The sequence below is a fragment of the Micromonospora sp. KC213 genome, from assembly GCF_004348325.1.
Lineage (GTDB): Bacteria > Actinomycetota > Actinomycetes > Mycobacteriales > Micromonosporaceae > Micromonospora.
The window spans coordinates 1-26137 of the sequence record NZ_SMKF01000047.1; the positions used below are offsets into that span (position 1 = coordinate 1).

At 73.1% G+C, this 26137-nt stretch carries 23 protein-coding genes and 1 tRNA gene; 8 read left to right on the top strand and 16 right to left on the bottom strand.

The genetic code is table 11. The annotated features are described in order from the left end of the window. From selA to E1166_RS12645, 6 genes are all read right to left on the bottom strand, one after another. A partial coding sequence (selA, locus tag E1166_RS12620) for an L-seryl-tRNA(Sec) selenium transferase (protein WP_132338649.1) occupies positions 1-962 on the bottom strand: 962 nt, incomplete at its 3' end. A 23-nt stretch (positions 963-985) separates the two neighbouring features. Then, positions 986-1081, bottom strand: a tRNA-Sec gene (locus E1166_RS30895). A 45-nt stretch (positions 1082-1126) separates the two neighbouring features. After that, entirely contained in the window at positions 1127-2194 is a 1068-nt protein-coding gene (nrfD, locus tag E1166_RS12625; RefSeq protein WP_207914198.1) for an NrfD/PsrC family molybdoenzyme membrane anchor subunit, read from the bottom strand. Beyond that, positions 2191-3099 carry a 4Fe-4S dicluster domain-containing protein gene (locus E1166_RS12630; RefSeq protein WP_132338653.1) on the bottom strand — a complete coding sequence of 303 codons (909 nt, stop codon included), beginning with the start codon at positions 3097-3099 and terminating at the stop codon, positions 2191-2193. The genes nrfD and E1166_RS12630 overlap by 4 nt, the downstream gene beginning before the upstream one ends. Beyond that, the gene (gene fdh / locus E1166_RS12635; RefSeq protein ID WP_207914200.1) at positions 3092-6391 is read right to left on the bottom strand and encodes a formate dehydrogenase; all 3300 of its coding nucleotides are present in this window, start codon (positions 6389-6391) and stop codon (positions 3092-3094) included. The genes E1166_RS12630 and fdh overlap by 8 nt, the downstream gene beginning before the upstream one ends. A 156-nt stretch (positions 6392-6547) precedes the next feature. Next, entirely contained in the window at positions 6548-7126 is a 579-nt protein-coding gene (locus E1166_RS12645; RefSeq protein WP_132338659.1) for a hypothetical protein, read from the bottom strand. 482 nt (positions 7127-7608) lie between these two features. Between E1166_RS12645 and E1166_RS12650 the strand changes: the two genes are divergently transcribed. Continuing rightward, positions 7609-7941 carry a hypothetical protein gene (locus E1166_RS12650; protein ID WP_132261785.1) on the top strand — a complete coding sequence of 111 codons (333 nt, stop codon included), beginning with the start codon at positions 7609-7611 and terminating at the stop codon, positions 7939-7941. Beyond that, positions 7938-8591 carry a nucleotidyl transferase AbiEii/AbiGii toxin family protein gene (locus E1166_RS12655; RefSeq protein WP_132338661.1) on the top strand — a complete coding sequence of 218 codons (654 nt, stop codon included), beginning with the start codon at positions 7938-7940 and terminating at the stop codon, positions 8589-8591. Before E1166_RS12650 ends, E1166_RS12655 begins: the two co-directional genes overlap by 4 nt. Positions 8592-8692: 101 nt before the next feature. On the opposite strand, the gene E1166_RS12660 is transcribed toward E1166_RS12655, so the two are convergent. Then, entirely contained in the window at positions 8693-9595 is a 903-nt protein-coding gene (locus E1166_RS12660) for an SDR family oxidoreductase (RefSeq protein WP_132338663.1), read from the bottom strand. Between the two features lie 215 nt (positions 9596-9810). Here E1166_RS12660 and E1166_RS12665 point away from each other — a divergent pair, with 215 nt between their 5' ends. Next, a complete protein-coding gene (locus E1166_RS12665; protein WP_132338665.1) occupies positions 9811-11604 on the top strand; it encodes a 5'-nucleotidase C-terminal domain-containing protein in 1794 nt (597 codons plus the stop codon). Positions 11605-11682: 78 nt separating this feature from the next. On the opposite strand, the gene E1166_RS12670 is transcribed toward E1166_RS12665, so the two are convergent. Next, entirely contained in the window at positions 11683-12825 is a 1143-nt protein-coding gene (locus E1166_RS12670; protein ID WP_132338667.1) for a geranylgeranyl reductase family protein, read from the bottom strand. 137 nt (positions 12826-12962) lie between these two features. On the opposite strand from E1166_RS12670, the gene E1166_RS12675 reads away from it, so the two are divergent. Together E1166_RS12675 and E1166_RS12680 are read left to right on the top strand one after the other, a co-directional pair. After that, on the top strand, positions 12963-13199 hold the full coding sequence (locus E1166_RS12675; protein ID WP_132261799.1) for a hypothetical protein: 237 nt from the start codon (positions 12963-12965) through the stop codon (positions 13197-13199). 30 nt (positions 13200-13229) lie between these two features. Further along, entirely contained in the window at positions 13230-14711 is a 1482-nt protein-coding gene (locus E1166_RS12680) for an MFS transporter (protein ID WP_132338669.1), read from the top strand. Positions 14712-14761: 50 nt separating this feature from the next. Here the strand turns inward: E1166_RS12680 and E1166_RS12685 are convergent, their stop codons facing one another. From E1166_RS12685 to E1166_RS12715, 7 genes are all read right to left on the bottom strand, one after another. Beyond that, complete coding sequence (locus tag E1166_RS12685; protein WP_132338671.1) at positions 14762-15409, bottom strand: hypothetical protein; 648 nt, start codon at positions 15407-15409, stop codon at positions 14762-14764. A gap of 206 nt (positions 15410-15615) precedes the next feature. Further along, positions 15616-16722 (bottom strand): DUF3626 domain-containing protein, encoded by a 1107-nt coding sequence (locus E1166_RS12690; RefSeq protein WP_243710319.1) that lies wholly within the window; start codon positions 16720-16722, stop codon positions 15616-15618. Between the two features lie 73 nt (positions 16723-16795). After that, entirely contained in the window at positions 16796-17887 is a 1092-nt protein-coding gene (locus tag E1166_RS12695) for a CapA family protein (protein ID WP_243710320.1), read from the bottom strand. 53 nt (positions 17888-17940) lie between these two features. Continuing rightward, on the bottom strand, positions 17941-18828 hold the full coding sequence (locus E1166_RS12700; RefSeq protein ID WP_207914202.1) for an alpha/beta fold hydrolase: 888 nt from the start codon (positions 18826-18828) through the stop codon (positions 17941-17943). Beyond that, positions 18825-19718 (bottom strand): SDR family oxidoreductase, encoded by an 894-nt coding sequence (locus tag E1166_RS12705; protein ID WP_132338673.1) that lies wholly within the window; start codon positions 19716-19718, stop codon positions 18825-18827. Before E1166_RS12705 ends, E1166_RS12700 begins: the two co-directional genes overlap by 4 nt. A gap of 50 nt (positions 19719-19768) precedes the next feature. Then, positions 19769-21268: an NAD(P)/FAD-dependent oxidoreductase gene (locus E1166_RS12710; RefSeq protein ID WP_132338675.1), complete on the bottom strand. Its 1500-nt coding sequence runs from the start codon at positions 21266-21268 to the stop codon at positions 19769-19771. A gap of 53 nt (positions 21269-21321) precedes the next feature. Then, complete coding sequence (locus E1166_RS12715; protein ID WP_132338677.1) at positions 21322-22821, bottom strand: PLP-dependent aminotransferase family protein; 1500 nt, start codon at positions 22819-22821, stop codon at positions 21322-21324. Between the two features lie 35 nt (positions 22822-22856). Here E1166_RS12715 and E1166_RS12720 point away from each other — a divergent pair, with 35 nt between their 5' ends. Genes E1166_RS12720 through E1166_RS12730 form a run of 3 tightly spaced genes read left to right on the top strand, consistent with a single transcriptional unit; the run spans position 22857 to position 24632 of the window. Continuing rightward, positions 22857-23462 (top strand): LysE family translocator, encoded by a 606-nt coding sequence (locus E1166_RS12720; protein WP_243710323.1) that lies wholly within the window; start codon positions 22857-22859, stop codon positions 23460-23462. 8 nt (positions 23463-23470) lie between these two features. After that, positions 23471-24169 carry a phenylalanine--tRNA ligase beta subunit-related protein gene (locus tag E1166_RS12725; protein ID WP_132338681.1) on the top strand — a complete coding sequence of 233 codons (699 nt, stop codon included), beginning with the start codon at positions 23471-23473 and terminating at the stop codon, positions 24167-24169. Positions 24170-24218: 49 nt separating this feature from the next. Then, positions 24219-24632: an archease gene (locus E1166_RS12730; protein ID WP_132338683.1), complete on the top strand. Its 414-nt coding sequence runs from the start codon at positions 24219-24221 to the stop codon at positions 24630-24632. A gap of 21 nt (positions 24633-24653) precedes the next feature. Here the strand turns inward: E1166_RS12730 and E1166_RS12735 are convergent, their stop codons facing one another. Then, positions 24654-26072 carry an RtcB family protein gene (locus tag E1166_RS12735; RefSeq protein ID WP_132338685.1) on the bottom strand — a complete coding sequence of 473 codons (1419 nt, stop codon included), beginning with the start codon at positions 26070-26072 and terminating at the stop codon, positions 24654-24656. Between the last annotated feature and the right edge of the window lie 65 nt (positions 26073-26137).

Below are 26137 nucleotides of genomic sequence, written 5' to 3' on the forward strand. Positions count from 1 at the left end.
GTGGCGGCGAGGGCGGCCAGGGTCAGCTTGTCCACCCGCAGCGCCCGGGCCAGGGGATGCCGGCGCAGCCGTTCGACCAGGTCGGCGTCGCCGAGCAGCAGCCCGGCCTGCGGGCCGCCGAGCAGTTTGTCGCCGCTGGCGGTCACCAGGGCCGCCCCGGCGCGCAGGGTGGTGGCGGCGTCCGGCTCGTCGGGCAGCAGCGGATCGCCGGTGAGCAGGCCGGAGCCGATGTCGGCGACCACCGGCACGCCGAGGGTGGCCAGCTCCCGCACCGGCACGGCGGAGGTGAAGCCGGTGACCACGAAGTTGGCCGGGTGCACCTTGAGCACGAAGCCGGTGTGCGGGCCGACCGCCCGCGCGTAGTCGGTCAGCGTGGTGCGGTTGGTGGTGCCGACCTCGCGCAGCCGGGCACCGGTGCTCTCCAACAGCTCCGGCAGGCGGAAGCCGTCGCCGATCTCGACCAGTTCACCGCGGCTGATCACGACCTCCCGGCCGGCGGCGAGAACGGTGGCGGCGAGCAGCAGCGCGGCGGCGCCGTTGTTGACCACGTGCACGGCGGCGGCGTCGGGCACCGCGGCGGCGAGCGCGGCCAGGGTGTCCCGGCCGCGCCGGGCCCGCCGGCCGGTGGCGAGGTCCAGTTCCACGTCGGTGTGCCCGGCCGCGGCGACGACCGCGGCCACGGCGGCGGCCGACAGCGGTGCCCGGCCGAGGTTGGTGTGCAGCACGACGCCGGTGGCGTTGAGCACCGCCCGGGGCGTCGGCGGGGGCAGCCCCGCCAGCGTGGCGGCGGCCACCTCCTCGGGGGTGATCTCCCCGCGGCGGGCCCGGTGCTGGGCGGCGACGACGGCGGCCTTGACCCGGTCCCGGCCGAGGGTGGCGACGGCGGCGGCCAGCCGGGCATCGGCGAGCAGGGTGTCGGTGCGCGGCACCCGCCGCCGTGGGTCGGCCGCCGGCTCGCCCATCCCTGTGGCCCCTCCGTGTGGCATGGCGGAGACGGACGGGAATCGAACCCGCCTGGCCCGGCTCCCGGACCACGACAGCTTTGAAGGCTGCGAGGGGCACCAGCCGCCTGAACGTCTCCGTGCAGGAGTCAACCACAGCCCGGCGTGCGGATCCGCGTCGAGGTTCAGTCCGGGTCGGCCTGGCGGCGACGCAGCCGTTCCCGCTGCGGCACCACGGTGTACTTCGGATCCCGGGCGGAGGCGACCCCGCCGTGGAAGATCCCGAACCGGGTGGCGACCGACGCGGCGAGCAACGCGGCCCCGGAGAGCCCGGAGAGGACCCGGCTGCGCCGGGCCACCAGCGCGCCAAAAACCCCGGCGACGGTCAACGCCCGCCCGGCGCGCAGCAGCCGGCCCGCAGCGCCGGTCGTGTACGGCTCGCTGAGCAGCCCGAGGCGGGTCTTCACCGACCGCGCGCCGTACAGCTCCAGGGCCGCGCCGGCGAGCGCCAGTCGACGCGCCGGCCCGACCTGCCCGCAGGGCGCGGCGATCAGCCCCACGCCGGCGCCGCTGGCCAGGGCGCTGCCCGCGAAGATGATCGGCAGATGGGGGTACGCCCCGTGCCAGGACGGCACGGCCGTCGTGGCGAGCAGCACCCCGGTGTACGTGGCCAGGGCCGGCGCGGTGGCGGCGGCGGCCAACCCGGCGACCTGTCCGGCCGGCGGCAGCAGCCGGCGGGCCCGCCCTGCCGCACCCCGCTCGGGCAGCCAGGTCGCCACCTCGGCGACCGCCGCGAGTCCGGCGGCCGGGCCGTAGGCGCTGAGGATCCAGGTGCCCACCGACATCGGCGAGGTCGGCTTCGCCACCCGCAGCATGTGGTGGAAGCGGGCCGGTCGACCGAGGTCGTGGATGAGCAGGTACGCGCTGGCGGTCACCGCGCCGAGCGCGGTGACCCGGCCCGCGCGGCGCAGCGCCGGCCGGCCGGTCAGCTGCCCACCGGCCGCCAGCAGCGACGATCCGGCGGCCAGCCCGCCGGTGAACAGGTACGCGGGAATGTCCCACCGCCACACCGGCGGCTTCAGGATCGGCCGCCCGTAATACGAGGTGAATTCGGCCTCGGGCACCCGCAGTTCCTCTCCGCCGCGGGGGCGTGCCCGGCCCGGGCCGGCGGGCGGGACGTCGTGCGGCGCGGGGCCGTCGAGACGCTGCCGGAACCGGCGGAACAGGTCACCCACCCGGGGCTGCCGGCTCACGAGGAACGTCCGACGAACGCGGCGACGGCCGCCGCCGCCATGGTCAGCGCGGCCAGGCCGGCGCGTCTCCACATCCGGGGCAGGTCCCGGGTGGCGGCCACCGGATCGGGTGGCAGGCCGTACACCTGCGGCTCGTCGAGCAGCAGGAAGAACGCGCCGTCGCCGCCCACCCCGTCGTTCGGGTCGTGACCGTAGAGGCGGGCCTGCGGTACCCCGCGCGCGTGCAGCTGCGCCACCCGCGTCGCGGCCCGTTCCCGCAGTTCGTCGAGGGGGCCGTACTGGATGGACTCGGTCGGGCATGCCTGCGCGCAGGCCGGGGTCAGGCCGGCGCCGAGGCGGTCGTAGCAGAGGGTGCACTTCCATGCCCGGCCGTCGCCGCGACGCTGGTCGATGACCCCGTACGGGCAGGCGGGGATGCAGTAGCCGCAGCCGTTGCAGATGTCCTGCTGCACCACGACGCTGCCGAACTCGGTGCGGAACAGCGCTCCGGTCGGGCAGACGTCCAGGCAGGCGGCGTGGGTGCAGTGCTTGCAGACGTCCGACATCATCAGCCAGCGAAAGTCGGTGCGTTCCTCGACGCCGGTGTCCCGGCCGGGTGGTCGCGGGCCGGGCATCCCGAGAAACCGCGTCCCGGGGGTGTCGTGGCCGGTCGGCGGGGACTGTTCGACGAACGCCACGTGCCGCCACGAGTTCGCGGTCAACGCGCCGGTGTTGTCGTACGACATGCCGAGCAGGTCGAAGCCGGACGCCGGGACGTCGTTCCACTCCTTGCAGGCCACCTCGCACGCCTTGCAGCCGATGCAGACGCTGGTGTCGGTGAAGAAGCCCATCCGGGGGCCTGCCGCGACCCAGCCCGCGTCCGGGGCGGGGTCGAGTGGACCGGCCAGGCTGTCGCCGTCAGGCATCGTCGTTCTCCCTCGGTCCCGCGTCGGTGTTCCCGGCCGGCGGCCGGAGTTCGGTGGTCATCACGGGCGGCGGCACGCCGGGGACGATGCCGGCGCGTCGCCGGTAGTCGCCGATCAGGTCCCGCAGGGCCGGGCCGGTGGGACGGCGTCCCGGGCGTACGTCACAGGTGCCCACCTTGCTCTCCTGGATCAGCACGTTCGGGTCGAGGGTGATGCCGAACAGGTCGTTGGCCGAGTCGCCGGTGACGATCCCCTCGTACCCGAAGTGGTACGGCAGCCACAGCTGGTGGATCACCCGGCCGTCCACCCGCAGCGGGGTGAGCCGCTCGGTGACCAGCACCTTCGCCTCGATGACCGCCCGGCCGCTGATCAGGTGCGCCCAGCCCAGATGGGTCAGGCCCGCCTCGGCGGCCAGCGCCGGGGACACCTCCACGAACATCTCCGGCTGCAGTTCGGCCAGCGGTCGCACCATCCGGCTCATGCCGCCGGCGGTGTGGTGCTCGGTGAGGCGGCTGACCGTGAACACGTACGGGAAGACCTGGCCGTGCTCCTGCGGCGGGCTCGGGTTCACCGAGTTCACCGGGTGCGGGTAGACCTTGCGGGCCGGGTTGGCCTGCTGCCCGTACAGCGGGTTGCGCAGCGGGGACTCGGCCGGCTCGAAGTGCGTCGGCAGCGGGCCGTCGAGCACCCCGCTGGGCGCGTACAGCCACCCCTTGCCGTCGGCCTGCATCACGAACGGGTCGTCCCCGGCGAGGGCTTCCGGACCGGAGGCACCCTCGGGCGGCCGGTAGGTCGGCGGCTTGGTCCGCTCGAAGTCCGGCACGTCGTAGCCGGTCCACTCGCCCGTCGCCTCGTCCCACCAGACGTAGCGCTTCCGTTCGCTCCACGGCCGACCCTGCGGGTCGGCGGAGGCCCGGTTGTAGAGGATGCGGCGGTTCGCCGGCCAGGCCCAGCCCCACTCGGCGGCCACCCAGTCCTGCTCGTGGCCGGGCCTGCGCCGGGCGGCCTGGTTGACACCGTCGGCGTACACGCCGGTGTAGATCCAGCAGCCCACGGCGGTGGAGCCGTCGTCGCGCGCCTGCGCGAACGACGACAGCGGGCGGCCGGTCGCCACCTCGTACCCGTTGATCTCGCGCAGCACCGCCTCGGCACTCGGCTCGGCGTGCGGGCCGTGCGTGGGGTAGTCCCAGGCCAGGTCGAGCAGCGCCCGGTCCCGGGGGTGCGGCGAGCCGGCCAGCCTCTCCCGCAGCCGCCGGCCCAGGTGGTAGAAGAACCACAGCTCGGAGCGGGCGTCGCCGGGTGGCTCGACGGCCTTCTCCCGCCACTGCACCAGCCGCTGGGTCTGGGTGAAGGTGCCCTCCTTCTCCACGTGCGCGGCGGCGGGCAGGAAGAACACCTCGGTGCGGCATTGTTCCGGCACGATCTCGCCGGTGGCGACCTCGGGGCCGTTCTGCCAGAACGTCGCGCTCTCGATCATGAACAGGTCACGGACCACCAGCCAGTCGAGGTTGGCCAGGCCCAGCCGCTGGGCGCGGCCGTGCGCCGAGCCGACCGCCGGGTTCTGGCCGAGCAGGAAGTACCCCTTCACCTTCCCGTCGATCATGTTCAGCACCTGCTGGTAGGTGCCGTGGTCACCGGTCATCCGGGGCAGGTAGCCGTAGCCGAAGTCGTTCTCCGGCGTCGCCGCGTCCCCCCAGTAGGCCTTGAGCAGGCTGGCCGCGTACGCGCGGGCGTTGCCCCAGAAGCCCTTCTGGCCCGGATGCCGGATGCCGTCCACCCAGGCGTCGAACGTCGGGTGGTCGGCGTGGTGCGGCATCGGCAGGTACCCCGGCAGCAGGTTGTACAGCGTCGGGATGTCGGTGGAACCCTGGATGCTGGCATGCCCGCGTAGCGCCAGGATGCCGCCGCCCGGGCGACCCATGTTGCCCAGCAGCAGTTGGATGATCGCGCCGGTGCGGATGTACTGCACCCCGACGCTGTGTTGCGTCCAGCCCACCGAATAGATCAGCACCCCGGTGCGTTCCCGGCCGGAGTTCTCCGTCCAGGCGCGGGCCAGCTTGAGGAACTGCTCTCGCCCGACGCCACAGACCCGCTCCACCATCTCCGGGGTGTAGCGGGCGAAGTGCCGTTTGAGGATCTGGTACACGCAACGCGGGTGCTGCAACGTCTCGTCGCGCTGCACCGCCCCGCCGACCCGGGCGCCGTGCGACTCGTGGCGCAGCCCGGCCGCGCTGTCGCGGGCGCGGGCGGTGTGACCGCTGCCCGAGTCGGTTTCGCGGCCCGCGTACTGCCAGCTGTCCTGCACGTAGCTGCCGGTCTCGGGATCGAAGCCGGAGAACAGGCCGTCGCCGTCCTCGGCGTCGACGAACCGCTCACTGACGATCGTCGCCGCGTTCGTGTACGCCAGCACGTACTCGCGGAAGTCGAGCTCGTTGTCCAGGATGTAACGCACGACGCCGCCGAGCAGCGCGATGTCGGTGCCGGCCCGGATCGGCAGGTAGGTGTCGGCCACGGCGCTGGTGCGGGTGAACCGGGGATCGACGTGGAAGACCTTCGCGCCACGGCGCTTGGCCTCCATGACCCACTGGAAGCCGACCGGATGGGCCTCGGCCATGTTCGAGCCCTGGATGATGATGACGTCAGCGTTGGCGACGTCCTGCTGGAAGTCCGTCGCGCCACCGCGACCGAAGCTGGCCCCCAGACCGGGGACGGTGGCGGAGTGTCAAATCCGGGCCTGGTTCTCGATCTGGAGCGCCCCCATCGCTGTGAACAGCTTCTTGATGAGGTAGTTCTCCTCGTTGTCCAGCGTCGCCCCGCCCAGGCTGGCGATGCCCAGCGTCCGGTTCAGCGGCCGGCCGGCGTGGTCGGCGTCCTCCCAGGTCTCCGCCCGGGCGGCGAGGATCCGGTCGGCGATCATGTCCAGGGCGACGTCGAGGTCCAACTCCTCCCACTGCGTGCCGTACGGCCGGCGGTAGCGGACCTTCGTCTGCCGCAGCGGACTGGTCACCAGGCTCCTGCTGGCCGCGCCCTTCGGGCAGAGCCGCCCCCGGGAGATGGGGCTGTCCGGGTCGCCCTCGATCTGGGTGACCCGGCCGTCGGTGACGAAGACCCGCTGCCCGCAGCCGACGGCACAGTACGGGCAGACCGAGCGGGCCACGGTGTCCGCGTCCTCGGTGCGGGCCGTCAGCCGCGCCGAGCGGCCGGACTGCGCCGCCGAGCCCCGGCCGAGCGGGTCGGTGCCGGTGAGCTGCCGGTAGACCGGCCAACCTTCGATGAAGGTACGGATCCCCACCCTGGGCACCTCCCTCCCGGCATCGCGCAACCCGACGTCTCCTGAACATAGGCCAGCGGTTCGCCGGTCCGCGAGCCGAGTGGCAGATCTTTTTCGGCGTACGAGCTACAGCGCCGCCCCCGGCCCGGTCGGGTCGGGGGCGGCGCTGTGGGTGGGTCAGCTGTTCCAGTGTTGGGCGACGAGGTCGGCGGCCTGCTGTTCCCACTGCGCGTAGTGGTCCGGGTAGGCCGACACCTGCACGGTCTGCGCGGCTCGGGTCAGCGGCATGTCCCGCCAGCCGTCGACCTGCTTCAGGCCCTTGAGGAACGCGGTGGTCGCGTACTCGGGGTCGGTGATCTGCTCCACCGTGCCCCAGCCCGAGGACGGACGCTGCTGGAACAGCCCCTGCGAGTCGTGGTCGTTGCGGTCACCCAGGTGGCCCAGGTTCTCCAGCTTCGACTCCTGCAACGCGGTCCCGACCGCGACCACGGCGGCCCGCTCGTCCATGCCGGCCTTCTTCGTCGCGGCGATGATCGCCCTGACGTTGCCGACCTGCTCGCCGGAGAGCTCGATGCGCGACTGCTCGCCCTGCACACCATGCGGAACCAGCTTGTCCACGACCGGCTTGTCGGCCCGCACCGCGACCTGCACCACCGGCACAGCAGCACGGGCATCGGCGACCGGACCGGCGAACACACCACCGGCGAACGCCAAACCAACAACACCCAGCACACTCTTACGCAAGATCGTGTTCATGGGGGTGACTCCTTCACACATCGACGCGCGGGCGCATGGGGGTGCGGCCAACACGCGCAGCGCCTCGAAAGGACGCTCAGAAAGTTCATGAGAGGGGGAAGTCACGGTCCGGCTTCTCGCGAACCCTGCGGGGTTCGCGGCCACGCCAAGCACGGCGGCGCCGGGACCATGTGTAACGACCGCCGGCCGGCCACCATTCCGGCCCGGGCACCACCCTCGGCCAGCCAGCGGGGCGCGCTGCTGCGGTCGTACCGGAGATGTAACCACCCGGCGCCTGCCACCATTCCGCCAACCGGCAGCCGCCTGAACCGGACATCCGGCGGGAGATGCCCCCAGGCGGGCCGCACAGTGTACGGCAGGTCGGTGGTTCGAAGCAGCGGATAGCCCGGTATGCCGCAGCCGGGGGTTGATTGCGGCGTTCACCCGGTCCGGGCCGGCACCGGGTCGGCCTGATCGGTCCGCACCGGGGTTACCCTGATGCCATGCAGACCACCGTGGCCCCCGTGGCGTACCTGGCCCGCCCGGGCCGGCCCGCCGTGGTGGCGCGTACGCTCGGCGAGCTGGTCGGCCCCACCCACGGCGTGGTGGAGCTGCCGGTGCGGCTGATGTGGAACGCGCAGCGGACGTTCGATCTGGCCGAGCCCGACGACCTGCTCTGGATGTACGAGAACGTGCTGCGCGAGAGCACCCGCACCGACGACCTGCGGCGGCTGATCAACGGGCGCGTCCTGTGCCGGGTGTGGCGCGGGCTGAACCTGCCGCGCGGGGTACGGCAGGCGTGGGAGAGCCGGCACCCGGGTCTGCGGGTCGCGTGACCCACCTGCACAACTTCTACCGCGAGGTCGCCCGGGTGGCACTCACCGCGGCCGGACGGCACCGGTTCGTGCTCGGCGGCGGCGTCGCCTGGGCGGCGCACGGCCTGGTCACCCGCCCCACCGAGGACGTGGACCTGTTCGCCGACGTGGAGGGCGCGGCCGCGGCGGCGGCCACGGAGGTGCGCGCGACGCTGGAACGGGCCGGGTACACGGTCACCGACGCTGATCCCGACAGCGACCTCGGCGGGCTGTTCGACGGCGTCGACCAGGACCTCCGGGACTTCGTGGTGCGCCGCGGCGACCGGCAGATCCGGTTGAGTCTGGCCCGCCTCGACCGGTACCGCTCCCCCGTGGTGATGGACTTCGGCCCGGTGATGGACGTGCGGGACCTGGTGGCGAACAAGACCGCCGCCCTGGTCAACCGCCGCGAGGCACGCGACTACATCGACGTGGCGGCGGCCCTGGACCGCTGGTCCGTCGCCGAACTGCTGGGGCTGGCCCGGCAGGTCGATCCGGCGCTGGAGGACTCCGACGTGCGGGAGGCGGGCCGCTACCTGGACCGGGTGTCGGACCGGCGATTCAGCCGTTACGGCCTGGACGCCGGGCAGATCGCCCGGATGCGGGACCGGTTCGCCGGCTGGCCCCGCTGACCGGCCGCGCCCACGGCGCAGCCGTCGCACCCGCAGGACCGGCGCAGCGCGGCGCACCGGCCCGGGTGGCCGCGCGGAGACCACCCGGGCGCGGTGTCGGTTCACTTCGTCGGGCGTCCACCGGTGACACCGAGGATCTCACCGGTGACGTAGCTGGACTCCTGCGAGGCGAAGAAGACGTACGCGGGGGCGAGTTCGGCGGGCTGCGCCGGCCGGCCCAGCGGGGTGTCGGTGCCGAACTGCTTCACCTTCTCCTCCGGCATGGTGGCCGGGATCAACGGCGTCCAGACCGGGCCGGGCGCGACCGCGTTGACCCGGATGCCCTGCGCGGCGAGCTGCGCGGCGAGAGCCTTGGTGAAGTTGGCGATCCCCGCCTTGGTGGTGGCGTAGTCGAGCAGCTGCGGCGACGGGTCGAAGGCCTGGATCGAGGTGGTGTTGATGATTGTCGATCCGTCCTTCATCTGCGGGATGGCCTCCCGGCACAGCCAGAACATCGCGTACAGGTTGGTCTTCAGGACCCGGTCGAACTGGGCGGTGGTGATGCCGGCGATCCCCTCGTCCTGGGACATCTGGTAGGCGGCGTTGTTCACCAGAATGTCAATGCCGCCCAGGTCGGCCACGGTACGCGCGACGAGGTCCCGGCAGTTGCCCTCGTCGGTGATGTCGGTGCGTACCGCCACGCCCCGCCGGCTGGCCTGCTCGATCAGCCGCACCGTCTCGCGGGCGTCGGCGTCCTCCTCCTCGCCGAGGTAGGAGATCACCACGTCGGCGCCCTCCCGGGCGAAGGCGATCGCGACCGCCCGGCCGATGCCCGAGTCACCGCCGGTGATCAACGCGCGCCGGCCCTCCAGACGGCCGCTGCCCCGGTACGACTCCTCGCCGTGGTCGGGCTTCGGGCCCATCTCGCGGGTCGAACCCGGCGCGGACTGCTGCTGCGCGGGCTGCCCCTCCTGCTGGCCGTACTGCGTCGTCGGGTCCTGAGTGGCGTACTGGTCCTGGTTCACCGGTTCACTCCCTTGCTGCGTCGTCCGTCCTGGTCCCTGTCCGCCCTACCCCGTCGACCAGCGAAGTAACCGATGCGGTGGTGGTGTCACACGGAGGTGGCCGCCGACGCCGGTGGGGTGAAACACCATGAGCCTGTGTGGCGGCCGCGTCGACGGCTCGCCTATGGTGCGCAGCGGCGCCCACGAGGCGCCTCACCCTTCCCGAAAGGTTCCGCATGACCTCCTCCTCCGGCGCGTCGCGCCGCCAGGTGCTGGCCGTCGCCGCCGCCGCGACGTCCGGGCCCCTGATCGCCGGCGCCCCCGCCCGGGCCGCCGCGGCGAAGGGCCCGAAGACCTGGGACCTGACCGTCCTGGGCACTTCGGACACCCACGGCCACGTCTACAACTGGGACTACTACCGCGACGCCGAGTACGACGACAGCAAGCACAACGATGTCGGCGTCGCCAAGCTGGCCACCCTGGTCAACCAGATCCGCGCCGAGCGTCGGGGCCGGGCGACCCTCGTCCTCGACGCCGGCGACACCATCCAGGGCACCCCGCTGGCCACCTACTACGCCAAGCAGGAGCCGATCACCGTCACCGGTGAGACGCACCCGATGGCCAACGCGATGAACGTCCTCCGGTACGACGCGGTCACCCTGGGCAATCACGAGTTCAACTACGGGCTGCCGCTGCTGGCGAAGTGGATCGAGCAGCTCGGCTTCCCGGCGCTGGCCGCCAACGCTCTCAACGCGAAGACCGGCCGGCCGGCCTACCTGCCGTACCTGATCAAGAAGGTTCGGCTGGGTGGCGAGGGCTGCCCCACCCTCAACGTCGGCATCCTCGGCCTGACCAACCCCGGTTCGGCGATCTGGGACAAGGCCAACGTCGAGGGCAGGCTGATCTTCGCCGACATGGTCGAGTCCGCCGCGACGTGGGTGCCGATCATGCGGCAGCGCGGTGCCGACCTCGTGATCGTCTCCGCGCACGGCGGCGACAGCGGCACCTCCAGCTACGGCCCGGAGCTGCCGGTCGAGAACCCGGTGGCGACGATCGCGCGGCAGGTGCCGGGCATCGACGCGATCCTGTTCGGGCACGCGCACGCCGAGGTGGTGGAGCGGTTCCACACCAACGAGGTCACCGGCGAACAGGTGCTCACCGCCGAGCCGTCCAAGTGGGGCCAGCGGCTGACCCGGATGGACTTCACCGTCCAGAAGGTGCGCGGCCGCTGGAAGGTCGTCGCCAAGCGGGCGTCCATGCTGAACACCAACACCGTCGTCGAGGACCCGGCGGTGCTCGCCGCCGTACGCGGCCAGCACGCCAAGACGGTGGACTACGTCAACACCGTGGTTGCCCAGTCATCGCAGGAGTTGTCGGCTGCCGCGTCGCGGTACCGGGACACCCCGATCCTGGACTTCATCAACCACGTGCAGACCGAGGTGGTCACGAAGGCGCTCGCCGGCACCGCGTACGCGTCGCTGCCGGTGCTGTCGATCGCCGCGCCGTTCAGTCGTACCGCGATCTTCCCGCAGGGTGACGTACGCATCCGCGATGTGGCGGGCCTGTACGTCTTCGACAACACCCTCGAGGCCGTGGTGCTCACCGGCGCCGAGGTCCGCACGTACCTGGAGTTCTCCGCCAGGTACTTCCAAACCGTGCCGGTCGGTGCCAGCGTCGACCCGACGACGATCAGCGACCCGGCCGTACCGGACTACAACTACGACGTGTTCTCCGGGCTGGACTACGACATCGACGTCACCAGGCCGGTCGGGCAGCGGATCACCCGGCTGGTCCTGCCCGGCACCGACACCCCGGTCACCGATGATTCGCGGTTCGTCGTCGCGGTCAACAACTACCGCCGCAGCGGCGGCGGCAACTTCCCCGGCATCGTGAAGACCCAGGTGTACAACGAGCAGCAGGAGATCCGTCAGCTGCTGATCGACTGGGCGCAGGCCAAGGGTGTCATCGACCCGGCCGACTTCTTCGTGCCGAACTGGCGACTGGTGCGCGAGGGCGTGCCGGTCTTCTGACCCGTACCACGTCGACGGGTCGCGGGCCCGACGCCCCGCGACCCGTCGACGTGAGGTTGGTCCGGCCGGTGGCCGGGCTCAATCGGCCGGCTGCCGCAGCGGGGGCAGGCGATCCAGCAGCGCCAGAGCGGCTCGGACCGGCACGCGGGTCAGCGTCCGGTCGAAGCCGGCCCGGCCCTGGCAGAACCGCACGAACATCCGCCAGCCGGCCGGGGTGGCCAGCAGGGCGTGGAAGACGTCGGGCCGGCGTTCGAAGACCTCCAACAGGCGATGCCCGGCCCGCATCGACGGCACCAGCCGCTCGCGCACGTCCCGTTCGTAGTGCCCCGGGTCGCCGGCGGCGACCGCCGCACCGGCGAGCGCCCCGGACCGCAGGGCGTAACTGATCCCCTCCCGGCTCCACGGTTCCAGCAGGCCCGCCGCGTCCCCGGCGACCAGCACCCGTCCCCGGCGCAGCGGGGAGTCGTCGGCCCGGCACCGGGTCAGGTGCCCCGAGTCGTGCTCCGGCTCCATCTCCGACAGGCCCAGCCGGTCGAGGAAGCGGCGCAGGTACGCCCGGGTGCGGTCACCCTCGCCCCGGGCGGCGATCACCCCGACCGTCAGCGACGCGCCCTTGGGGAACACCCAGGCGTAGGAGCCGGGGATGGCGCCCCAGTCCAGCAGCAGCCGGCCCTGCCAGCGCCGCTGCACAGCGGACGGGACCGGCACTTCCCGCTCCAGGCCCAGGTCCACCTGCCGGAACCGGACACCCACGTGCCGGGCGGTGACCCCCGAGGAGCCGTCCGCCCCGACCACCGTCCGGGCCGCCACGGTGGTGCCGTCGGCCAGGCGTACGCGTACCCCGTCGGGGTCCTGCTCCACACCGCGGACCGCGACGCCCTCGCGCAGCTCGGCCCCGGCGGCGACCGCGGCGGCACGCAACCGGTCGTCGAACTCCTCCCGGCGCACCATCGCCACCAGCGGGGTGCGGTGGCGGCGGGTGAAGGCGCGTCGCCCGTCCCGGGTGAACGTCACCCGGTCCACCCGGTCGTGCGCCGGAACCTCGATCCGGCCGGCGACCTCCGACAGGGAGGTACCGATCAGACCCCCTCCGCAGGTCTTGTAGCGGGGGTGCGTGGCCCGGTCCAGCACCAGCGTCCGCACGCCCGCCGCGGCGGCGACCCGGGCGGCGGTCAGCCCGGCCGGGCCCGCGCCGACGACGACGAGATCCCAGATGATCACGGGTCCACCCTAGGGCACCGCGCGTGGCCCGGCGGGACACGACCGCCCGAACGGATGGGCATTGTCGGTCACCCGGCGGGTAAGCCGCGGTACCCAGACCGCCCGGGCGACGGGCGGGTCACGGCGAGGAGGTCACCATGCAGCAGGTGCGTCTGTCGGAGGCCGAGGAACGGGTGTACGACGCGGTGGCGGCGTTGGAGTCGCGCGGTCAGGTGCCGTACCCGGCCCTGATCGCCGAGGAGGCGGGGATGGCGGAGGAGCAGGTGCACCAGCCCCTGCACCTGCTCACCGAGAAGAACCTGCTGCACCGGGAGGACTCGCCGATGGCCGGGCTGGACTTCGGTCCCCGGTGGTGCGCCCGCCAGCTGGCGTGAGCCGCCGCGGTGCCCGGGTCGCGGGCGGCCATGCCTGACCGACCGTCGGTGGCCGGCGCGACGGGTGACCGACGTCGGTGGCAGGCTCTCGGCGTCGCCCTGGTGGCGGCGTTCATGACGCTGCTGGACGTCAGCATCGTCAACGTCGCCGTCCCGTCCCTGCAACGGTCGTTGCACGCCAGTTCCAGCGACCTGCAGTGGGTGCTATCCGGGTACGCGCTGACGTTCGGGCTGGTCCTGGTGCCGGCCGGCCGGTTCGGTGACGCCCACGGGCGACGCACGGCGTTCGTGGTGGGCGTCGCCCTGTTCACGCTCACCAGCACGCTGGCCGGTCTGGCCAACTCCCCCGGCTGGCTGGTGGCTGCCCGGCTGCTCCAGGGAACCGCCGCCGGGATCGTCAACCCGCAGGTCACCGGCCTGATCCAGCAGCTGTTCCGGGACGCCGAACGGGGCCGCGCGTTCGGTTTGCTCGGCGCGACCATCGGCGTCTCCACCGCGGTCGGCCCCCTGCTGGGCGGGCTGCTGATCGCCCTCGGCGGCGCCGATCACGGCTGGCGGTGGGTCTTCTTCGTCAACATTCCGGTGGGGATTGTCGGGGTGCTGCTCGGTTGGCGGCTGCTGCCGGCGCGTCCCACCGGGCTACCGGACCGACACCGCTTCGACCTGACCGGGGTGCTGCTGCTCGGTGCGGGGGTCCTGCTTCTGCTGCTGCCGCTGGTGCAACGCGAGCACTGGCACAGCCCGTGGCGGTGGGCGCTGATCCCGACGGGGATCCTCGTCCTGGCCGGTTTCGCCAGGTGGGAACGCCGGTACGCCGGGCGTGGGCGGGTCCCGTTGTTCGACCTGCGACTGTTCGGGCTGCGCTCGTACACCCTCGGCGCGCTGCTCGCGCTGGTCTACTTCGGCGGCTTCACCGCGATCTTCTTCGTCTTCACGCTCTACCTGCAGAACGGCCTCGGCTACAGCGCGCTGGTCGCCGGCCTGGCGATCACGCCGTTCGCCCTCGGGTCGGCGCTGGCATCGGCGCTCGGCGGGCGGGTCGTCGACCGGTTCGGCCGGCCGCTGGTCGGCGCCGGACTGGCGGTCGTGCTGCTCGGCCTCGGTGCGGTGGTGCTGGTGCTACGCGGCGACCCAATCGGCGGGGTGCCGCTGCTCACGGCGGTGCCGCTGCTGGCGGCCGGGCTGGGCAGCGGGCTGGTCATCACACCGAACCAGACCCTCACCCTGGCCGAGGTGCCGGTGCCGCAAGCCGGCGGCGCGGCCGGCATGTTGCAGACCGGCCAGCGGATCGGCTCCGCCGCCGGCATCGCCGCGGTCGGGGCGGTGTTCTTCTCGTCGCTGGCCGGCAGTGCCGGTGACTGGGCGGCGGCGCTGCGGCACGCACTGCTGCTGGCGATGGGCTTCGTCGCGCTGGCCCTCTGCGCCGCCCTCCTGGACGTGGCCCTCACCCGCCGGATGGTCCGCACGGACCCGGACGTGGGCGCGACGCGAGCCAGCGGGCAGAGGAAATGACCGGCCGGCCCCCGGCGTGACGGGACCGGCCGGTCATTCGATCCGGGAGGTCACCACAGCTGCTGGACGATGTCCGCCGCCTGCTCCTCCCACTGCGCGTACGCGTACGGGAACGCCGAGACCTGTACGGTCTGCGCCGCCGTGGTCAGCGGCAACTCCTGCCAGCCGGGCACGTTCTTCAGCGCCTCGAAGAACGCCTGGGAGGCGTACTCGGGGTCGGTGACCTGGTCGGGCGTGCCCCAACCCGACGACGGACGCTGCTGGAACAGGCCCTGCGAGTCGTGGTCGTTGTACGCGCCCAGGTGGCCGAGGTTGTAGAGCTTGGACTCCTGCAGCGAGGTGGCGATACCGATCACCGCGCCGCGCTTGCCCACACCGGTCTTCTTGGCCTCCTCGATGATGGCCCTGGCGTTGGCGAGTTGGGCGTCGTCCAGCGGAATGCGGGACTGGGCGCCCTCCACGCCGTGCGGGACGAGTTCATCCCGGCCCGGCTTCTCTGCCGGCACCTCAGTGGTCCTGCCGCCGGTGGCCAGGTCGATCGCGGCGACGGCACCCCCGTGTGGGCCGGCGCTGACGGGAGCGGCCACGGCGGCGGGGCCGAACGCCAACCCACCCAGGGCGGCGACACCGGCGATGCTCAGTGCGGTCCTGCGGTTCTTCGCGATGGCCGGGAGCCATCGAGTGAAGTCGTCCTTCACGATGGTTGCCCTTTCGATCGTTCGGTGCGCTGCGGATCGAACGCACCTCGGAGGAACTGCCGGCACCCCCGGGGGTTTGCCTGCCAGCGGTACGGGGGACACAACCAGCTTCGCGTGTCGGCCATTCCGGGAATACTCACTGTCGCTGGCGGCGGCGGCACAGGCACCGGGCAGATCCGGACAGGCCGACCACCGCGGTACGAACCTCAGCCTCGGGGTGCGCCGAACGCCACGAGGACGTGCCAGAGCTGCTTGAGATGCTGCAGCGTCTCGGCCGTCGACCCCCGGTCGGTCCAGCGGCCGGGGTCGCGGACCACCGAAGCGGCGGCCCGACCGATCAGCGCCGCGTCGATCGGCTCGCCGGGCCCGGCGAACTCGGCGTGCACCCGGACCGCCAGAGGTGGGATGGCCGGCCCGCGGAAGTCAGGATCGACCGCGTCGACCGGCAGCACGAAGCCGCCGTGAAAGAGCAGTGCGACACCGCTCCGCCGAGCGAGCCTGGCAAGCACCTGCCCGGTGCCGGTTCCCGCGAACGAGGGGTCGACCACGATGGCCTCGACATCGCGGGCCAGGTCGACACCCCCGTGGATCTGCGCCTCCACGTAGTCGTCGAGCGCGCGGCCGGCTGCGCCTGGCCGCCACACCGCCTGTTCCCGGCGGTCCAGCAGGGTGGCGACCAACCGGGCGGTGTCCATCCCCGCGACGCCGAGGCTGACCCCACTTCCGGCGGTGACCGTCAGCAGGGCGGCCAGGATCGGCTCGGGCACGTCCACCGTGCCGAGGTCGGTGGGGCCACGGTGACTGTCGCCGAAGCAGAGCGTGGTACGGGCCAGCACTGCCGGACGCAGCCGCAGGTAGCAGGAGCCGAACCGGGCACAGGCGCCATCCGGATGGTCGAGCAGGTTGAGGCCGCCGTATACCGGCCGGTCGGCGAAGGTCACCCCTGGCCGCTGGTACGCGCCGCCGAAGAGCATCTCCTCCCACCGGTCCCGGTCCCCTCCGGGATACGCGGTCAGCCCGCCGTTGGAGATGCCGGTGACGAACTGGCTGCGGTACACCCCCTCAGCGGCGAGAGCCTGCGCCACCGTACGCCCGTCGGCCAGCAGCCGGTCGGGATGGAAGTTGACGGTCAGCCGCCCCTGCTCGGCGACGGCGGAGATCAGGTGTTCCGGTTCGTACCCGGCGCCGGAGCCGGCCAGGTGCCGGGCGATCACCGCGAGGGCCGCCGGACGGTTTCGTCGCGCCACGGCACGCACGTGCCGCACCGCGGCGGCCTGGGCGGGGGTGAGTACGCAATCGGCGTCCGGCGGCACGTCGAACAGCTTGGATCATGAATTCCGGGGTTGTCCAGGGCATTGCGACGCGGCCGGGCCCGGCCACGGGACGTCAGGCCCGACGCAGGATGATCAGACCGTCGGCATCCAGGTCGAAGCCGGTCCGCGACGGTCGGCCGAGACGGTCGAGCAGGGCCGCCAGCCAGCGAGCCTCGGCGGGTGCCGCCGGCTGTAGGCGCATCCGACGGATCCGGACCGGGACCAGCCGCAGCCGGACCAGCCCGGTCCGGTCGAAGGTGGGCAGATGCAGCAGCCGCAGCCACGGCCGGTACGACTCCTGCCCACCGATCCCCTCGTAGTCGTCCACCAGGTCACCGGCGCCGTAGAGGATCAGCCCGTCCCGGTACGCCTCGATCGGGCGCGGGTGGTGCGACGAGTGCCCGTGCACCAGGCGCACCCCGGCCTGCACCAGCCGGTGCGCGAACCGCACCTGTGCCGCCGGCACGTCGTACCCCCAGTTGGATCCCCAGTGCACGGAGACCACCACCAGGTCGCCCGGCTGGGTCTGGCGGTCGATGCGTGCGGCGAGCGCGTCGGCACACTCCTCGCTCGCCTCCGGCAGGTACGCCACGCCGGCCCGTCGCCGGGTGGCCGCCCAGTGCGGCAGCACCCCAGCCGACGGCATCCCGACCGACCAGAGCACCAGCCGACGACCGCCACCCAGGTCGACGCGGGCCGGGCGCCACGCCTCGGCCTCGTCGCGGCCCGCACCCACCGGCGTGATCCCTGCTCGGCGCAGCCTGTCGACGGTGTCGGCCAACCCGTCCGGCCCGAAGTCGAGGACGTGGTTGTTGGCCAGGACGCAGACGTCGATGCGGGCAGCGGTCAGGCACGTCAGGTTGTCCGGATGCATCCGGTAGTGGATGGCCTTGCCGGGGGCGAAATCGCCCCGGCCGGTCACCGCGGTCTCCAGGTTGACGATCCGCACGTCCGGCCGCTGCTCGTCGAGCAGACGCAGCGCGTCTCCCCACGGCCACCCCGGTGGCACCGGGCGCGGGACCGGTCCCGACACCGACTCGGCCAGCTCCACGTACCGGCGCGCGTCGGTGACCACCTGCTCGCGCAGCTGCGGCGAACCCGGCCGGGGCAGGATCTGGTCCACGCCCCGACCGGTCATCACGTCACCGCTGAGAAAAAGGGTCACCTCGTCACCCGGCACCACCCCCGCATTCCCGGCGGGAGCCGCTTCGCACCTCGTCAGTCCGCCCCGACCGCCGCCGTCCGACCGCCGCCGGCCGGCTCACCGGCCCAGAAGTCGACCAGCAGCCGGTGGAACTCCTCGGCCCGCTCGACCTGCGGCAGGTGCCCGCAGTCGGTGAACAGGTGGGTGCGGGCCCGCGGCAGGCGGGCCCGCGCCGCCTCGAGGTGCCTCGCCGGGAGGATCAGGTCCCGGTCGCCCCAGACGATCAGGGTGGGGATGTCGAGGGCGGCCACCTGGGTCAGCAGCTCCTCGCGCCACTGCGGCCGGACACCCCGGAAGGTGCCGAGATGCCGGCAGGTCTGCAGAATGACCCGTGCCGTGTACGGCTGGCCGGCCACCTCCAGCGCGTGGTCGATCCGCTCCTCGGTGGCGAACGCCGGGTCGCAGAAGAGCATCCGTTCCGTCCGGCGGGCCATCCGGCGACTCGGTCGCAGCAGCAGCCGACCCAGTGGGCGCAGCGTCAGCAGCCGCAGCGCCAGAGCCGCCTCCGGCCCGAAGCCGGCGCTGTTGACCAGCGCGAGGCTGGCCACCCGGGCCGGCTCGGTCGCGGCCAGCCGCATGGCGACCGCCCCGCCGAGGGAGTTGCCGACCAGGTGGGCGGGCTGCTCCACGCCCACCGCGTCGAGGTACTGCCCGACGAACCTGCCCAACGCCGGCAGGGTGCACGGCTCGGCCATCGGCAGCGAACCGCCGTACCCGGGCAGGTCCACGCTGTGCACCCGGAACCGGCGGGCCAGCAGCTCGTGCTGCTCGGTGAAGTCACGCAGGCAACGGCCGAGGCCGTGCAGCAGCAGCACCGGCGGGCCGTCGCCGTCGACGCGGTGCCGGACCCGCCGACCGGCGACGGTCACGTGCCGGGGACGCGGGCGGGCCCCCGCGGTCACGCCTGTTCCCGGGTGGGCAGCGGCGGCGGGACGGCCGGACGGGACGCCACCCGGGCCGGACGGTGCGCCGGCCTCGCCGCCAGCGCGAGCACCCGCCCGTAGCCGACGGGCAGGACCCGGGCCAGCAGGTCGGGCAGCCGCGCCGACCAGCCGATCAGCACCCGGCCGCGACGTCGTGCGACAGCGCGCAGGATCACCTCGGCGGCGGTGGCCGGTGCGATGGACAGCAGCTTCTCGAACTGGCGCAAACTTCGCTCGTACTCCTCGCGGACGACGCCGCTGCCCACCCGGGCGTTGCGGGCGATGGCGGTGGCGATCCCGCCGGGATGTACCGAGGTCACGCCGATGCCGTCGTCGACCAGCTCGTGCCGCAGGGCCTCGGTGAAACCGCGTACGGCGAACTTGCTGGCCGCGTAGGCGGCCTGCCCGGCAGGGGCGATCATCCCGAAGACGCTGGAGACGTTGACCAGGTGCGCGCCGGGCTCGGCCTTCAGCGCCGGCAGCAGCGCGTGGGTCAGGCGTACCACCGCCCGGAGGTTGATGTCGAGCACCCAGTCGAACTCGTCGAGGGTGACCTCATCGAAGCGCCCTCCGAGGGCGACCCCGGCGTTGTTGACGAGCAGTCGTACCCGGGGGTGGGCGGCGCGGATCGCCTCGGCCACCCGGTCCGTCGCGGCCGGGTCGGCCAGGTCGACCACGTGGGTGTGGACCTGCCGGTCCGGGTACGCGGTACGGACCGCCGCCGCCACCGCGGCGAGCCGGTCGGTGTCCCGGTCGAGCAGGACGAGGTGGCTGCCCCGGCGGGCGAGGCCGTGCGCGAGCGCCGCCCCGATCCCGCTGGCGGCGCCGGTGACCACGGCGGTCCCGGCGGCGAAGACGAATGGTCGCACGTGGTCTCCCTGCTGCGCGGGTGGTACGGGGCGGTGGACGGCCGTCGCGTTCAGACGACCGGGTTCGCGGTGGTGCCGGTGCTCGGCAGCGCGGCGGTCGCTCGGGAGAAGCGGACCCCCTCGTCGACGAGCCGACCGTGCCGCATCAGCAGCACGTCCCGGGGATAGTTCTGGTGCAGCCGCCACGGGGCGCGGGAGCCCTGCCTGGGCAGGGTCGCCATGCTGCGCAGCACGTACCCGGAGGTCAGGTCGATCAGCGGGGCCCGTCGCCCGTCGGGCGGGGCCACCGGGGTGACGATCTGGTCGCCGGTGGCGTCCAGATGGCGCAGCAGCCGACAGACGTAGGTGGCGACCAGGTCGGCCTTCAGGGTCCAGGAGGCGTTGGTGTAGCCGATGGTCAGCGCCAGGTTGGGCACGCCGGAGAGCATCATCCCCTTGTACGCCACGGTGCCGGCCAGGTCGACGTCGACGCCGTCCACCGCGACGGTCATCCCGCCGAGAGCGAGCAGGTTGAGCCCGGTGGCGGTGACGACGACGTCGGCGGGCAGCTCCTCACCGCGGGCGAGCCGGACCCCGCGTTCGGTGAAGGTGTCGATGGTGTCGGTGACCACCGACGCCCGCCCGGTTCGCACCGCCTCGAACAGGTCCCCGTCGGGTGCCACGCAGAGCCGCTGGTCCCAGGGGTCGTAGCGGGGTGAGAAGTGCCGGTCCACGTCGTACCCGGCGGGGAGGCGACCCTTCGCGGCCCGACGCAGCAGGCTGCGCACCAGCTTCGGAGCGCGCCGGCTGAGCTGGAAGTTGGCCGTGCCGAGCAGGACGTTCTTCCACCGCACCAGACGGTGGGCGGCGGCTGGTGGCAGCCAGCGGCGCAGCGCGTCGGCCACCACGTCCCGCGACGGCAGCGCGATGACGTACGTGGGTGAGCGTTGGAGCATGGTGACGTGTGCGGCCCGCCGCGCCATCGCCGGCACCAGGGTCACCGCGGTGGCACCGCTGCCGATCACCACGACCCGTTTGCCGGTGTGGTCGAACCCGTCCGGCCAGTGTTGGGGGTGGATCACCTCGCCGGCGAACCGGTCGACGCCGGGCAGGTCGGGGGTGTAGCCGGCGTCGTAGCGGTAGTAGCCGGTGCAGACGAACAGGAAGGAGCAGGTGAGGACGATGTCCTGGCCGTTGTCGACGCGGTGCGCGTGCACCGTCCAGCGGGCGGTGGCGCTGTCCCACTCGGCGCGCACGACCCGGTGGTGGAAACGGATGTGCTCCTCGACACCGTACTCGCGGGCCGTGTCCCGGACGTAGTCACGGATGGAGTCGCCGTCGGCGATCGCCTTCGGGTCGGTCCACGGTTTGAAGGAGTAGCCGAGGGTGAACATGTCCGAGTCGGAGCGGATCCCGGGGTAGCGGAACAGGTCCCAGGTGCCGCCGATCGCACCGCGGGCCTCCAGCACCGCGTACGTCTTGCCGGGACAGTCGCGGCGCAGGTGGCAGGCCGCGCCGACGCCGGACAGGCCGGCGCCGACGATGAGCACATCGACGTGGTCGCGGGCCATGGCGTCTCCCGGGGCAGGCAGTGGACGACACTATCCACCGTCGTCGACGGCCGTCAACGGTGCCCGCCGGCTGTCGACAGGGAACGCAGGGCCGTACCGACGGTGCCGATTCCCTCCTCGATCTCCCCGCCGGTGACGGCGGCGTAACCGAGCACCAGTCCGGCCGGGTACGGGCGTTGGGCGTGCCAGGACAGCGGCTGGGTCTTCACCCCCCGGCGCAACGCCTCCGTGGCGAGCGTGACGTCGCAACCGACCCCCGCGAAGGTCACCGTCAGATGCAGCCCGGCCGCCGCGCCGTGCACGGTGGCCCCCGGCAGGTGCCGGCCGATCGCCCGGATCATCGCATCCCGGCGGCGCACGTGTCGGCGACGCAGCAGACGCAGGTGCCGGTCCAGATCGCCGGAGGTCATCAGCTCGGCCAGTACCAGCTGTGGCAGGACGGCGTTGCCCAGGTCGGCCATCCGCTTCGCGGCCACCAGCGCATCTCGGTACCGCGGCGGCGCGAGCACCCAGCCCACCCGCATGGCCGGGGCGAGCAGTTTGGAGACGCTGCCGGTGTAGCAGATCCGCCCCGGCAGGCTGGCGCGCAGGGCGGGCACGGGCGGCCGGTCGTAGCGGTGCTCGGCGTCGTAGTCGTCCTCCACGACCAGACCGCCGTCGCGGGCCCAGTCGAGCAGCTGCCGTCGCCGGTCACCGTGCAGCACCACCCCGGTGGGGAACTGGTGCGCCGGGGTGAGCATCACCGCCGGATGCCCGGCGGCGACCAGTTCGTCGACCCGCAGCCCGTGCTCGTCGACGGTCACCGGCGGGGTGTCCAGCCGCCAGTTGAGCAGATGCTGGCGGACGCCGAGCGAACCCGGATCCTCGACCGCGACGGTGTGCACACCATCGGCGCACAGGACCTGGGCGAGCAGGCCGAGCGCCTGGGACACACCGGTGACGACCAGCACCTCGTCCGGGTCGGCACGGATGCCACGGTTGCGGGCAAGCCACCGGGAGACCGCGGCCCGCAGTGCGGGAGCGCCCCGCGCGTCGCCGTAGCCGAGGGCGGCGGCGTCGAGGTGCCGCAGCACCGTGCGTTCGGCCCGCAGCCACGCCGCACGCGGAAAGGCCGCCAGGTCGGGTACGCCCGGCGACAGGTCGATCCGGGCCGGGGCGGCGCGGAGCGTGTCGAAGATATCGGTGCCGGGTTCGAACCCGAAGACCGCTTCCGGCGCGGGCGGGTCGGGTACGGCCGGGGTCGGCGAAACAACGGCCGGGACGGCGACGACGACGGTGCCGGCACGGCCCCGTCCGACGACCTGCCCCTCCTCGGCCAGCCGCTGGTACGCCTCGGTGACCACGCCCCGGGAGACCCCGAGTTCGTCGGCGAGCACCCGGCTGGCCGGCAGCCGACAGCCGAGCGGGATGCGCCCGTCGGCGATCGCGACGCGCAGCCGGTCCGCCAGCCAGCCGGCCCTGCCGCCCGGTGGAGCGGTACCGACGTCGAGCTGGAGGAAATCCGAACCGGCCGTTATGGACCCCTCTATCGGGTGCTTTTTGGCTCTGGGCACCGGACCATTGTGGCAGCAGGGTGGAGGGCGTGAGCATGTCGTTCCTGCTGGCCACACTGGTGGTGGCCGCTACCCCCGGCACCGGGGTCGTCTACACCCTCTCCGCCGCGCTGTCGCGAGGGCGGCGGGCCGGGCTGATCGCCGCCGTCGGCTGCACGCTGGCGCTGGTGCCGCACCTGGTGGCCGTGGGCACCGGTCTGGCCGCGCTGATGCACACCAGCCCCACCGCGTTCGACGTGGTGCGGTACCTGGGCGTCGGCTACCTGCTGTACCTGGCCTGGGTCACCGCGCGGGACCGCTCCGGGTTCGCCACCGCCGCCGATCCGGTCGCCCGCCCGGCCCGCCAGGTGATCATCTCGGCGGTGCTCGTCAACCTGCTCAACCCGAAGCCGATGCTGTTCCTGCTGGCGTTCCTGCCGCAGTTCGTTCCCACCGACGCGCCGGACAGCACCGGGCAGATGCTGCTGCACGGTGCGGTGTTCATGCTCGTCACGCTCGTGGTGTTCGCCGCGTACGGCATCCTCGCCGGCGTGATGCGGGAACGGGTGCTGGCCCGCGCCCGGCTGACCAAGCGGATACGCCACGCCTTCGCCGGGTCGTTCGTCGTGCTCGGGCTGTCCCTGCTGTTCTCCGGAAGATAGGACCACCGATGCGTTTCCAGCATTCCGCAGCCGTCCGGTCGGCGCACCCCACCCTGGTGGCCGCCGCGCTGAGCGCCGACGGGCTGGCTCCGGACGCCGATGTGGCGGAGCCGGTGGCGCACCTCGTCGCCACGGCCCGCCACCGGCTGGCGGCCGGCCCCGAGAGCGGACTTCGCGAGATCCGGGCCTGGCGGCGGGCGTTCGCCGCGACCGGGCTGCCACCGACCCGGTACCGGTGCGCGGCCGAGTCGCTGCTTCGCCGGCTGCGCCGCGACGGGGATCTGCCCCGACTGCACCCTCTCGTCGACCTCTGCAACGCCGTCTCGGTCGCGTACGCGATCCCCGTCGCGGTGCTCGACCGGGAGCGGATCGACGGTGACCTGGAGGTGCGGTCCGCCACCGGCGCCGAGGAGTACGTGACGCTGGCCGGCGGCGTGGAGTACCCGGAGCCCGGGGAGCTGATCTTCGCCGACGGTTCCGGCCGGGCCCACTCGCGGCGCTGGACACACCGGCAGAGCGGGTGGTCGGCGGTACGTCACGACACCCGGCGCGTGCTGGTGGTGGTGGAGGCGCTGCACGAGGGGGCCGGCGACGACGTACCGGCCCTGCTGGACACCCTGATCGGCGAGTTGGCCGAGCGGTGGAAGGTCGACGCGCGGGGCGCCGTGTTGACCGCCGACGCGCCAACCTTCGACGTACCGTCCTGAGCCGGCGGTTCGACATCGAGATGCCGGGCCGGGGCGGCATGATCGGGGCATGGACCGAGGGCACCGCACGGTCGCGCACACCGCCGACGTACGAATCGAGGCATGGGCGCCGGACCGGGACGGTTGCCTGGCCGAGGCGGTCGCCGCGCTGGTGGCGACCTTCGCCGACACCGACGCGGTGCCCGCCACCGGCGAGACCACCTTCGAGTTGCCTGTCGGCGACAACGACGAACTGCTGGTCGGTCTCCTCGACGAGGTCATCTTCCGGTTGGAGACCGAGGGCACACTGCCGCTGGTGACCGAGGCGCAACCCGCCGACGGAGGACTGCGGGTGCGGTGGCGCACGGTGGACGCCGACGCGGTGGAGCTGGTGGGGGCGGTGCCGAAGGCGGTCAGCCTGCACGCGCTGCGCTTCGACCGGGACGCGACCGGATGGCGGTGCGCGGTGACCGTCGACGTGTGAGCACCGGCCCCGGACGCCGGCTCAGCCCTTGACCACGCCGATCGGGACCAGCCGGGCCACCCGCCGGCACAGCCCGGCACCCTCGGTCGCCTCGATCACCGCCGTGATGTCCTTGTACGCCTCCGGCATCTCCTCGGCCAGGCCGCGCCGCGACGCGCCCCGTACGGCGATGTCGCGGGCCTGCATCTCCCGGCGCGGATCGTGGCCACGCGCCGCCCGGGTGGCCTGCCGGCGGCTGCGGACGCGACCCGCGCCGTGGCAGGTGGAGGCGAAGGCCGGCGCCCCGGGCACCCCGACCAGGACGTACGACGGGGTGCCCATCGAGCCGGGGATGAGCACCGGCTGGCCGACGGGACGCAGGTCGTCGGGAAGCTCCGGATGGCCGGCCGGCAGGGCATGGGTGGCGCCCTTGCGGTGCACGCAGAGCCGGCGCAGCACGCCGTCCACCTCGTGTTCCTCGATCTTGGCGAGGTTGTGCGAGACGTCGTACACCAGGTCCAAAGCGCGGCCGGTGCGGTCGGCGAAGACCCGGCGGGCCGACTCGGCCAGCAGTTGCCGGTTGGCCCGGGCGTAGTTGGCGGCGGCGGCCATCGCGCCGAGATAGGCACGGCCCTCGGGCGACACCACCGGGGCGCAGGCCAGTTGCCGGTCGGGCACCTCGATGCCGTACCGGGGCATGGCCCTCTCCATGGCCCGTACGTGATCGGTGCAGACCTGGTGGCCCAGCCCCCGCGAACCAGAGTGGATCATGACGCAGATCTGGCCGTGCCGCAGCCCGAAGACCTCCGCCACCGCCCGGTCGTAAACCTCGTCGACGGCCTGCACCTCGAGGAAGTGGTTGCCGGAGCCGAGACTGCCCACCTGCTGCTGGCCGCGCTGCACGGCCCGTTCGCTCACCTGCGCCGGGTCGGCGTCGGCCACGGCCCCGCCGTCCTCGCACCGTGCCAGATCCCGCGCGGTGCCGTGACCCCGGTCCACGGCGTACCGGGAGCCGCCGCGCAGCACCGCGTCGAGTTCGGCCCGGTCGGCGAGCTGCCACACCGCGCCCCGGCCCATCCCCCGGGGCGTACCGGCACCCAGCCCGTCCATCACCGACTCCAGGACGCCGTCCAACTCGCCCCGGTCCAGGTCCACGGCGAGCAACCGCACCCCGCAGGAGATGTCGAATCCGACACCGCCGGGCGACACCACCCCGCCATCGGCCGGGTCGGTGGCCGCCACCCCACCGATCGGAAAGCCGTACCCCCAGTGCACGTCCGGCATGGCGTACGCGGCGCCGACGATGCCGGGCAGCGTGGCCACGTTCGCCACCTGCTCCAGCGACCGATCCCCCGCCACGTCCGGCAACAGCGACCGGGACGCGAACACGGTTCCGGGTACCCGCATCGGATCGTGCCGGTCGATGCGGAACCGGTAGGGCGCCTCCTCGACCAGCTCCATCCCCCGCACCTACCCACCGCACCCGACGGCACACCTGCCACGATTGGCGTGACCACGCCCGGGTA

What these genes read in the sequence shown, in the direction of transcription:
- E1166_RS12630 (WP_132338653.1), bottom strand. Translation starts at nt 3,099, where the DNA reads ATGCCTGACGGCGACAGCCTGGCCGGTCCACTCGACCCCGCCCCGGAC.
- E1166_RS12645 (WP_132338659.1), bottom strand. Translation starts at nt 7,126, where the DNA reads ATGAACACGATCTTGCGTAAGAGTGTGCTGGGTGTTGTTGGTTTGGCG.
- E1166_RS12650 (WP_132261785.1), top strand. Translation starts at nt 7,609, where the DNA reads ATGCAGACCACCGTGGCCCCCGTGGCGTACCTGGCCCGCCCGGGCCGG.
- E1166_RS12665 (WP_132338665.1), top strand. Translation starts at nt 9,811, where the DNA reads ATGACCTCCTCCTCCGGCGCGTCGCGCCGCCAGGTGCTGGCCGTCGCC.
- E1166_RS12675 (WP_132261799.1), top strand. Translation starts at nt 12,963, where the DNA reads ATGCAGCAGGTGCGTCTGTCGGAGGCCGAGGAACGGGTGTACGACGCG.
- E1166_RS12680 (WP_132338669.1), top strand. Translation starts at nt 13,230, where the DNA reads ATGCCTGACCGACCGTCGGTGGCCGGCGCGACGGGTGACCGACGTCGG.
- E1166_RS12710 (WP_132338675.1), bottom strand. Translation starts at nt 21,268, where the DNA reads ATGGCCCGCGACCACGTCGATGTGCTCATCGTCGGCGCCGGCCTGTCC.
- E1166_RS12720 (WP_243710323.1), top strand. Translation starts at nt 22,857, where the DNA reads ATGTCGTTCCTGCTGGCCACACTGGTGGTGGCCGCTACCCCCGGCACC.
- E1166_RS12725 (WP_132338681.1), top strand. Translation starts at nt 23,471, where the DNA reads ATGCGTTTCCAGCATTCCGCAGCCGTCCGGTCGGCGCACCCCACCCTG.
- E1166_RS12730 (WP_132338683.1), top strand. Translation starts at nt 24,219, where the DNA reads ATGGACCGAGGGCACCGCACGGTCGCGCACACCGCCGACGTACGAATC.
- E1166_RS12735 (WP_132338685.1), bottom strand. Translation starts at nt 26,072, where the DNA reads ATGGAGCTGGTCGAGGAGGCGCCCTACCGGTTCCGCATCGACCGGCAC.